7 protein-coding genes are annotated in these 11,050 nt (G+C 30.7%); 2 read left to right on the forward strand and 5 right to left on the reverse strand.

Annotated elements, in window-relative coordinates:
• Positions 1 to 248: 248 nt before the first annotated feature.
• The 3 genes from AR328_RS21915 to AR328_RS21925 all read right to left on the reverse strand — a co-directional run bounded on the left by AR328_RS21915 (position 249) and on the right by AR328_RS21925 (position 3,782).
• Complete coding sequence (locus AR328_RS21915) at positions 249 to 1,286, reverse strand: hypothetical protein (RefSeq protein WP_066302082.1); 1,038 nt, start codon at positions 1,284 to 1,286, stop codon at positions 249 to 251.
• A gap of 262 nt (positions 1,287 to 1,548) precedes the next feature.
• Positions 1,549 to 2,379 (reverse strand): hypothetical protein, encoded by an 831-nt coding sequence (locus AR328_RS21920; RefSeq protein WP_066302086.1) that lies wholly within the window; start codon positions 2,377 to 2,379, stop codon positions 1,549 to 1,551.
• Between the two features lie 761 nt (positions 2,380 to 3,140).
• Positions 3,141 to 3,782, reverse strand: coding sequence for a hypothetical protein (locus tag AR328_RS21925; protein ID WP_066302091.1), 642 nt, complete (start codon positions 3,780 to 3,782; stop codon positions 3,141 to 3,143).
• Between the two features lie 509 nt (positions 3,783 to 4,291).
• Here AR328_RS21925 and AR328_RS21930 point away from each other — a divergent pair.
• A complete protein-coding gene (locus AR328_RS21930; RefSeq protein ID WP_066302094.1) occupies positions 4,292 to 6,373 on the forward strand; it encodes a hypothetical protein in 2,082 nt (693 codons plus the stop codon).
• 232 nt (positions 6,374 to 6,605) lie between these two features.
• Here the strand turns inward: AR328_RS21930 and AR328_RS21935 are convergent, their stop codons facing one another.
• Entirely contained in the window at positions 6,606 to 8,798 is a 2,193-nt protein-coding gene (locus AR328_RS21935) for a DNA topoisomerase III (protein WP_066302097.1), read from the reverse strand.
• Positions 8,799 to 9,367: 569 nt separating this feature from the next.
• Positions 9,368 to 9,721: a helix-turn-helix domain-containing protein gene (locus tag AR328_RS21940; RefSeq protein WP_066302110.1), complete on the reverse strand. Its 354-nt coding sequence runs from the start codon at positions 9,719 to 9,721 to the stop codon at positions 9,368 to 9,370.
• A 133-nt stretch (positions 9,722 to 9,854) separates the two neighbouring features.
• Here AR328_RS21940 and AR328_RS21945 point away from each other — a divergent pair, with 133 nt between their 5' ends.
• A complete protein-coding gene (locus AR328_RS21945) occupies positions 9,855 to 10,853 on the forward strand; it encodes a DGQHR domain-containing protein (RefSeq protein WP_066302115.1) in 999 nt (332 codons plus the stop codon).
• The last annotated feature ends 197 nt before the right edge of the window (positions 10,854 to 11,050 follow it).

The following is an 11,050-nucleotide window of genomic DNA, read 5'->3' on the forward strand; positions in this document are numbered from 1 at the left end:
TTGTATCCTGTCAATAGCTTGGGCGGAATTTGTTAATCCAAATTTTATCAGGGTTGTAAGAATATCGCCCAAATAATATCGGGCAAAATAATTATAAGAGGATAAAAACATATAAGAAAAAACCTTAAAATCAATTTTGAATTTAAGGTTAGGAATTCTACTAAATATTCTATATGTTTCTCCAAAAGGTGTTCTAAGAATTTTAGCAATTTAGAGGGACTGCTACGAATCTGTTTTATTCATCTCTATTAATATTCAATTGTAGCATTTAAAAAATCAACAAAGCTAAACTCTTGCCTGTTTTGCCAGTCACAGATAAAACCCTCTATATTAAATGGACCTTCTATGTTATCACATAATTTAACTACAGTTTCAAATGCATCACCGTAAAAACTTATTTGACCGAATAAAGTCTTCCTTACCTGTGTGATGAACAGTTTGTGTGCTTGATCAGGAAATGGAATATTAGAGAAAGTAGTAGCTTCTCCTGTTAATTTGGCAAAATTGTTTTCCCCACCATTTACAATCCAATCTCGTAAAGGGTCGAAACATTCTTGTAAAACGAATTGTTGACCTTTTACAAAGGCAAGATAATTGAAGATTATCTTAGCACATACTCTAAAATAGCTATCGTCAAACTGAAGTGTTTGGTGGACTCGTGTTTGTTCTGAATTATAATTAGGAGTGAAATTATCGAAAGGATTTTGTTCAATTAATTTCTGTACATAATTATCTATTTTTGTTTCAAGGTCTTTATTGCTTAGGGCTACATACCATTTGCCATTATGAAGTCCAAGAATTAACTCGTTCTGACTTAACCGTTTATCTTCAAACAACGTATATCTACCATTGTATTTACCCAAGTTTTTTATGAATTCTGATGTCTGTCTATTCGCATCACCAAAAGACCGGTCTGAAATAAATTGTAAGGTTCCATTAATATCAATTTTTATTTGAGAAATGCTATATGGAATCCCTAAACTAAGATACCCCAATTCAATGCTATTTGGACTCGCTAACCCTTTCATTAAGCTTATGGGTCCTTGGGTCGCATTCATTGGATTTAAGTTTCCTCTTTTACCTGGTCCAACAAATTGTCTGGGTAGGGCGATAAGTGAATTTCTCATAAATGACAGTTCCATTCCTGAAAACCCATTATTACAATTATGGCTTACATATTCCATAGGGAGTTTCTGAATACCCCCTATACCGGCGGGAAAAATATGCTCTTCTGAAGAGAAAGATACTTCTGGCTCTGTTTTCTTAAAATAAATACAAAACTTCAACTTTTTTCCTCCTAAAATAAATTTTTTCCCATATTTAATATGAGAGGAATTATAAAAAACTATAATCTCGCTATATTATCTATATTTTTACTATTCTGGATTTAATTATACTATACTACAATTCAGCATTAATATTTTTCTTGTAAATATCAACTAACTTCAACTAATACTGCTCCTGTAGTAAAGTGAGATGTGAACCGCCAATCTTTCGCAGAGTCATAATTTTTTGGTTATTGGAATCTAACCTCTATTGGTAGTTTATTTAAGAATTGATCCTGTTTCGCAATTTTGGGTTGTTTATAGGAGTGAATCTATAACCATCGCTTCCCTTATGTTGTATAGAAAAGAATTGCTCATAGATACGCCCTTCAATATCCTCAAAAGATACGTTGAATTTATACACCCCTCGAGGTAAATTCTCATCAAATAATATTGGGAGAGTGACACTTTCTCCACAAGCTAATAAAAAAGGTGGAGTAAGATATTTTTTTGTTTCATCTTGCTCTCCTTCCGTAGTGACAGATATTTCAATGTTTCTTGCAAGAGAAGGCGCCTTTTGCGTCATTATAAGTCTAACAAAGTTGATATTCGAGGAGCGCGATATAGTAACTCTATCATCATTAATTTCTTTAATCATACCTAAATCAATAATTTGATGATATTTTTTTGGTAAATCGGAACTAATTATTTTTGAGTCCTGATTATGGGATAGAGTAATGAATCCATTAGGGGGCTGAAGTTTAGCCTTGTGCAACTTCAACTCTTCATCGATGAAAATTCTAACTTCAATATAGGGCATAAGAGCTATCCTTGAACGTTCTTCTTGAAAGTTTAAATTTTCTTGATTTTGGATGATAATTTTTTCATTTTGCTTTATCACTTTCATATTTTGGCTTAAAGTCAAGCACACCGCGGTTAAGGTTGCAGCTCCTCCTAAATAACTTCCCCAAAACGCTAACCACTCGACATTACTAAGATTCTTTCCTGTCTCTAAATCACCATATTTAAAAAATAAATTTATACCCCATGGAATAAGTACAAGTAAAACAGAGATAGGAATAACCCACTTATTTTCTTTGAAAAATTTTCCCATTTTATCATCCTCTTTTCTATATTTAATTTAATAGTCTATGAGGAATATAATACCAAATAATGAAGGCGAAGGTCTGCAGTAGGTTCGTAGCCTTTATATAAAATTTAGATTTAAAGCCTGTATCACAATTACTAGTAATCATAAATACATGCTGATTTAAATCCTTCTCCAACTCCCTATAGTTTAATAAGATGGATTGTCAGTACTAAACTAAACAACTATTTTTAAATATTTACGAAAAAATCAACAGTGATAGCTATGTATCCCATGAATTTTTATGAAATTAAATTAGTGAACATAGTCGTCTAATTAACTTGTTAACTCTTCTAAACTTGTAAAATATATTCCTTTTAAAATTTTTAATTTTGAACTTTGCTTTAGCAGTTGCATTATCATATTTGATTAAGAAACGTTGAACATTGAATGTTCCTAGGGAGCTTCAATTTAGTTTGTTTTTAAACTCATTACCTATGTCAGTTAGAAATAACTGTTTTAATGAAGGTCAACTTTCATAGACACGAAAGCACTATAAATAAGTTTTCTCCTAAATTCAATGCTTTTTAGCAGCCTACTAAATCTGGCTGCTGAAATTTTAAAAAATGGCTCTAAATGTTTACTACTCAGTTGTAAAGAAAATCCGAAAAAGAATTACACTTAATACTCAGACTAGCTAACGATTTTGACATAAAATAAAAAGGAGCGACTTCAATTTATGTCACCCCTTAGTAAAGTAATGTATTATTCAAAGAGTAAGATTAAGCTCAACTTTTTACTAATGCATCACTCTTAATTAGACGTATTCCTAACAGCAACAAAACCACAGTTAAAGCAAAAGTAAGAGTTAACCAAATATGTTCAGTACTATTTATTCTCTCAATATAATTTAATGGTGCAGAAAATGCCAAGATCCACCAAGAGATAAAATTTGGAATTTCTAATAATATCAACATAAAAATTTTATACACTATATTATTTAAATTATTCCACCAGTCAATTAAGAAACCATTATACATTATGGTATATATTACAAAGAAAAATAAACTTAAAAAGTTTAATTGATTATTAACATATAACCCATCTATCACTGTATACCCCATACTATAATAAATATAAAGAAAAGAATACAGTGAACCCATTATAGCAGTTAGTGGAATTATTATACTTATAAGTACCTTTCTATTAAATTTAAAATTCGTATATTTTTCAATGATCATTATTATTAAAGCTATAAATAAGAGTAGATATAATAAAATGCTGAATATTTCTGAACTCTCTTCTAAAGGTATCTCTATTGTATTCATCTGAGCAAAAATAGATATAAAAATACAAATAGAACCCGTAAGAATTGCAAAGACAATAACAATTGTACCTATAATTTTGTAAGTAAAATTATTCTTTTGCATTTTCTCTCTCCTTTAATACTTATACGAAAAAAGTCACAAAAGGATTCATTTGGCAATAAATAGATTTAAAATTCCGATATTTTGTAAATGTTTTAGTAATGCAAGGTGAAAATGCAGAGTCCTGTACTGTTTATTGTATAAAAAAGACATTGCTCAACAAGGCCCTCTGTAATTGTGTTGAATCAACTTAGAGCAGACATGAGATACAAAGCAAGAACTTCGCAAATATCATTTATTCAATGTTAGAAGGCAGCCGGGAGTTGGCTGCCTTTTCGTTGTTGGAGAGAAAATATTGGTATTAGGGGGCAGAGCCTCTCCATAATAAAATGTCAATTAATTATTCCATTTCATAGAAGGATTATATTAATTTGTTATTGCAATTCTTTTGTGTAATATTCCTTTTTGAAAACACTACCTCCCTTTCATTTTTATTGTATTTTTTCTCACCATTAAAATATCGTATTTATGTATAATTTACATATACAGTAAATTATTGGGGATGATGTTGAATGAATCAATTTGAAGACTTTTTCACAAAATTAGTGGATGAATGTTTAGTAGTAACCCAGAATCATGAAATCTTAGGAATCATTGAAAGACATGATATTGAAAGTAGAGGATATACAAGTGAGTTTCAATTAGCAAATAAATTATATGGATTACTAAAAGAAAGGTTTCAAGAACACGGGAAACTCGGCAGCTTTGAAATAAATACATTAAGTAACCAATTGGCGTTGGAACATCTTATTTTTGATAGAGACATTGATCAATATTTTAAAATTCTTTCTTTGATTGGAGATTATACTAATGGAGAAACAACTTTTCCAGATATTTCAGAAACTGGTAGATGGAAATCACTTATTATTTTAATTTTAGACTATCTATATTTATCAAAAGAAGATAGGTCTAAGGGATATTTTACGGATAAATTAAAATTCGAATCTGCTGCTGCCAAGTATTGGATTAAAAAAGGTTATAATATTGTTGTTTTAAATGGAAAGATTAAGATAGATGACGAAACTTACAATAACATATCTCTGGAAGTGGAAAAGAAATTAATTACATTAGGAGGATACAATGTTTTAGAGGCATTGTTAAAGAAAGTCCCCTACGATGCAAAAGCTTTAAGATATAGATTACTTCGTAATGAAGAAACTCTGGAATTACCTGTTGGATATTTAATTAACCTAAGTGTAAAGAATCTTAATAAACTAAATCACCATTCTGAAAAATTATTTCAACAGAATTTAAATGAATTATTTTTAATGGCAACAAATTTAGTCGCATTACTACAGTTACAAGAGTTTAATAAATATTCTCATATACTAGTTAATGAGCAAAATTTTATCCAATATCTATATAACAACGTTTTAAATGATAAAATAATTAATTTTAGACAATACAATCCTTTATTAGTTCCAAAAATAATTAAGGGGATACTTAATAATTTATTTAAAGAATACGATTTGGAGAAAAAAATAGGTGCTGATCTAGGTTCAATTGTAGCTATTACAAATTATATTCTTAACAATCCTGAGGGTTCACTAAGATTTAGAAGGTATAAGTTAGTAGATTTTGAAAGAAATTTCCCTTCTCTTTCTAAAGAAACTTTAATTAAAGTTTTAGATATCTTTTCTCATAATAATAAAACTTTAAATAAGAGTTTTAGAGTACCTAATGATATATCTGATTATGAATTAAAACCTTTAATACTTAAAAAAGATATCTATATTTTAATAGATAGAACATTAAATTCGATTTCTTTTTATGAAGCTATAAGTCAATTTATGAGAAACCATATTGAGAATTTTGATTCTAAGCTTGGTTTTGAACTTGAAAGCTTTATAAAAACAGAGCTAGAAAAAAGAAATGTTACATATAGCTCTGGTTATTATAATCAAAATGAAGAGTGTGATTTAATAATTGAAACAGCAAAATATATTTTCTTTATAGAAATAAAAAAGAAACCGTTAACTAGAAAAGCTTTATCTGGTGATGATGTAACAATATTTAGTGATATCGCTAAAGGTCTATTATCTTCTCAATTACAACTTGGTAAACGAGAAATAGAATTACTTAAAAACGGAAAAATCGAATTGTACTTAAATAAAGGAAAACGTGATTCAAAAAATGCTTTAATTCATACTGTAAAGTATGATAATCGAATTATTGAAAGAGTAAGTTTAAATGCATGGGATTTTGGTGTAATGAATGACAAAATTTTTTCTCAAACATTATTGGAGTTTTTAACAGGTGTGGAACTATCGACTAAGCAGGTATGGCGTCAAAGTGATTTAGATGAGGTAAACAGTATAAGTATGAAGCTTCATAAACAGTTTGAAGAAATCCAGAAGTATTCTAGAAATGATCGGAAAACAAATTATAGAGAATTATATTTTGATTGCTCATTTATAAGTTTACAGATGTTTTTAATTAGAATTCGAAATATAAATGGTAATCAAGAGTTTGAAGAGAATATGGAAACTTTAAAATATGTCACATCGGGAGCAGGCGACCCGTATTTTGAATTTGATTATTTTAAAAAAATAAAAAAACAGTCAGAGGATTTAAACTTAGTGGCCAAAAGATGAAAGACATAATTGAACAGTCTTTTAGAAAAACACAATGGAATAGTAACATGAAAATCAAGTGAATATGAGGGTAAAGAACAGATGCAACACTTAAACATACTCTCATGATAGTTCAATGAATCTAACTGTAGGACCTTTTCTAAAACTAAACGCAAGAATGATGAAAATTATTCATTCTTGCGTTTTTAGTCTATTATTTTTTTCTTGCATTAAAAGCTATTTTTAAATTTTTCTAATCAAACTTCATTCCTTTTAATAACTCCCCAAACGGATTATTAATGGGCTCAACTTCTTTTTCTTGCTGCTTCAAATACTTCTGTACAGTACGTTTATCCACTTTACCATTGCCTTCTTTTTTTCGACGAGCTTCAAAAGCAGATAATTTTTCACGATGTCCACATTTACATACGAAGATTTGACCATCACCTTCACCACGTAACTCTAGCTTTTTCTTGCATTTTGGACAACGAGCGTTTGTAATACGTGATACATTCTTACGGTGACCGCATTCACGATCCTGGCAGACAAGCATTTTGCCTTTTTTACCGTTCACCTCAAGCATTGGTTTACCACAGTCAGGACAAGACTTTGTTGAAATGTTGTCATGTTTATATTTCTTATTACTATCTTTAATTTCTGAGACGATTTCTTTTGTATGTTCTTTCATTTCATTGATGAACACTTCTTTTTTTAACTTACCTTTTGCGATGAGCTCAAGCTTTTGTTCCCACTCAGCTGTTGTCGCAGGTGAACGTAATTCTTCGGGTACTAAGTCAAGTAGTTGGCGACCTTTAGATGTAATATAAATTTCTTTTCCACCACGATTTTCAATCATGAATGAATTGAATAGTTTATCGATAATATCTGCACGTGTAGCAACTGTTCCTAATCCACCTGTTGATTTTAGCGTATCTGCAAGCTTCTTATCTTCAGTTTCTAAGTACTTCGTTGGGTTTTCCATAGCAGATAGTAAGGTCGCTTCTGTAAAACGTGCTGGTGGCTTTGTTTGAGCAGATGTTTGAGCGATTAACTCAGTCTTTAATACATCACCTTTTTCAATACGAGGAAGAAGTTGCTCTTTTACATCATCCATTGAATCATCATCTTCATCAAAGCGATTTTCATAAACTTCTTTCCAACCAGCTTGAAGTACAGTTTTACCTTTCGCAATGAATTTTTCTCCACCTATTTCAGCTTGTACAGTTAATTGCTCATATTCATGTGCTGGGAATAAAACTGCTAGGAAACGCTTTATAACTAAATCATAAATTTTACGCTCTTTATCTGAGAAAGCAGAATAATTGACATAACCCTCTGTTGGAATAATTGCATGGTGATCGCTTACTTTACTATCATCTACAAATGCTTTAGAAGGCTTTATAGGCCAATTTAATATCTTATTAGTAAAAAAACGATACTCTCCTATCCCGCAAGCTTTTAAACGTTCAGGAAGTGTGTTAACGATGTCTGAAGATAAATATCTAGAATCTGTACGAGGATATGTTAACACTTTATGTTGCTCATATAATGTTTGCATAATTTTTAGCGTTTCTTTTGCAGAATATCCAAAGAATTTATTTCCATCACGTTGTAATTCAGTTAAATCATAAAGAGCTGGTGCAAAGGATTTCTTTGCTTTACGATTAATGGCCACAACCCTTGCGTCTTTGTGACCAAGCGCTTTTACAATAGCATCGATTTTTTCCTTATTAAAGCTACGACTATTGCCATTTGCGTCTTGCCAAGTAAGTTTTACTCTATCAGTTTGTGCTTCAATGCCATAATAGGTTTGTGGTTTAAAATTCTTAATTTCATCTTCACGTGCAGCAATCATTGCCACAGTAGGAGTCTGAACTCGTCCACAATTTAGCTGTGCATTATGTTTTGTAGAAAGCGCTCTAGATGCGTTCAAACCAATGTACCAATCAGCCTCAGATCTAGCCACTGCAGCTTCATATAAGTTTTCATATGCTTTGCCAGACTTTAAATTATTGAAGCCATCCTTGATAGCTTTATCTGTTACAGAAGAAATCCATAAACGCTTAATCGGTTTATTTACCTTTGCCTTGGAAATAATCCAGCGTGCAACTAATTCACCTTCACGCCCAGCGTCTGTTGCAATAATAATTTCATTTACATCATTACGGTTTAATTGTGATTTCACGGCATTAAACTGCTTACCTGATTGCTTAATAACAGTTAACTTTAAGCGTTCTGGAAGCATTGGTAAGTCATCTAATTTCCATGTTTTATATTTCACGTCGTAACTCTCGGGATCTGCTAAAGTGACCAAATGCCCTAAAGCCCACGTCACGATAAATTGTGAACCTTCTAAAAAACCATTTCCTTTTTTATCACACTTCAGTACTCGTGCAATGTCACGTGCTACTGAAGGCTTTTCAGCTAATACTACGCTTTTAGCCATAGATTAAACATCCTTTCTTAAATCCATGTGTTTAATATAGCATAAGCTTTTGATTTCTTCCTTACTTCTGAATAGATGTTACAACCACCTGAGAGGTTAAAATAATAAAAAGATTTGTGTACTATGAAAATGAAAGAAAAGTTTAATCGGAATCTTAAGCTAACACTCTTTTTTCAGTGCATCATTTGAATGAGTGTATTGATATAACTTGTTTCTTAGGGAGTTTTTAAAACATAAGGAGATTCAAACAATGCTAAGTCTATAAAAGGAAAAAACAGTATGAAATAGTACTTAACAATATAATTTTCCTTTGGATTGTAACCTAAACTAGTTTTTTTGAAGAGAAAATGGGAATAAGAACAAGAGTTTGGAGTGGTGAAATCTGTAAATGCCCGAAATCGGAATTTATTTAAGTGAAGCCAAAAGTAATTTGTTTAGGGTAAAGTTGAACATAGATTAAAATTCTTAATATTAAATGTTCAAATTAATGGAATGTTAGTAAACCCTTTATCACAAATAATTGACCCAGTCTCAAAAGCTTGTTATTCCCTAAATATAACAAATCTTTTTTATTTATCTTTATAAGTACTAAATATTTCTGACGCAATCTTCAGTATCAAACGAACTTCCTCTTTATCTTTATTTTCAATAAGATTAAGTAATAGTGTAATCAACTCTTTTTTCTCAAAGTATTGTTTGTTAATATTCAATTCTTCGAAATTAAAAATGTCTGCAGGTACTACTTCGAGTCCTGTAATAAGCTTCTCTAATGTTTGCAAAGTAATATTTCGATCTCCTCTTTCAACACCAGCTAAAAATGATGTTTGGATACCACATTTTTCGGCTAAATCCTCTTGGGTTAACTTTTTAGATTTTCTTATCTCTTTTATATTAATGCCAACCAATTTCACTAAACTTTCCACAAAATCACCTCACCTTTAGCCTATGTGAGGTTTTAAAAAGCTTACAGATGCATATAATATAATTTTATTTGATTTTTGTACTTATAAGTACTATAATTCTTGGGTATTAAATTTTATTAGGGAGATATTTATTATGAGTAATATTTTACCTTCAAATATAGCAATAGAAAACGTAATTCAATCTAAGATGAGGGGGCGTGTAACTTATCAAGGCTTTGTTTCATCACAGATTGCAGTAAGCTTTTCTTACTCAAAACTTTATAATGATCCTTCAGGAAAAGGTTATCAGCGTCCTATAGATAAAAAACGTTGTAAGGATTTTGCTAATTATTTATCAAAAGGAGAGGATGCTCTTTATACCCCTATATTGTTAAATGCATCAGGAAATTGGGAATTTCATGCATATGAAAATGACCGTCCGAATTATGGTAGATTGATTTGTAAAAAGAAAGCGACATTAATGGATGGACAACATAGATTAGGTGGAATAAAAGAGTATATTAGTGAAACAGACAGTACTTTGAATGTCCCATTTTTAGCATTTCATTATTTAGATGAAGATGAGGAAATTAAATTGTTTGATGTAATCAATACTAAAGCAAAGGGAATAGGGACGTCACTAAGTCGTTATTTAAATAGAGAGAATGATCAAATTAGTTGGGTAGCAACAAATCTAATTCTTAAACCAGAAAGCCCATTTTTCAATAAAAGTACATTAACTGGTAGAAGAACGAAAGACAAAAATATTACATTACAAAACTTATATAATATCGTGAATCTTCTAACAAAAAAGTCCAATTTAGAAAGTCTTTCGAAAGAAAAGAAACTAAATTTAAGTTTATTTTATTTCAATTTAATAAAAGAACTTTTTCCAGATGAATGGGAAGATAACAAAATGTATCGTTTAACCCATATTACTTGTCTAAATGCGTTAGCAATTGCAGGCAACAAAATTATTAATGAAAACTTTCTACCTAAATCTCAACAGCCGGACTCCGTAAAAATCGCCTCTCTATTAGTGAACCTTAAGGAGATAGACTGGCTTTCGACAGGGGATCTAAAGTACCTAAAAGGCGCTTCCGGATCTAAGGTATTAGCTGGAGATATATTAAATTGTGTAAAGATAAATTAATATTAAATTGTTTAAAGGGCAATATCCCGGGAACCTTTGAAGAAGGGCAGTTGATCTTAAAGTTAGTTCGTAGCATAAATTTTTTATAATTTCCTTTTAAACGTAAGCGTCAAACTATACCCACATTTTAACGGAAAATATATTATGAGATAATCTCCTCATAAATGATTCGGAGGAGGATCTCTTTGGAAAAAACA

Origin of the sequence: Bacillus sp. FJAT-29937, from assembly GCF_001509555.1 — a bacterium.
GTDB lineage: Bacteria > Bacillota > Bacilli > Bacillales > Cytobacillaceae > Cytobacillus.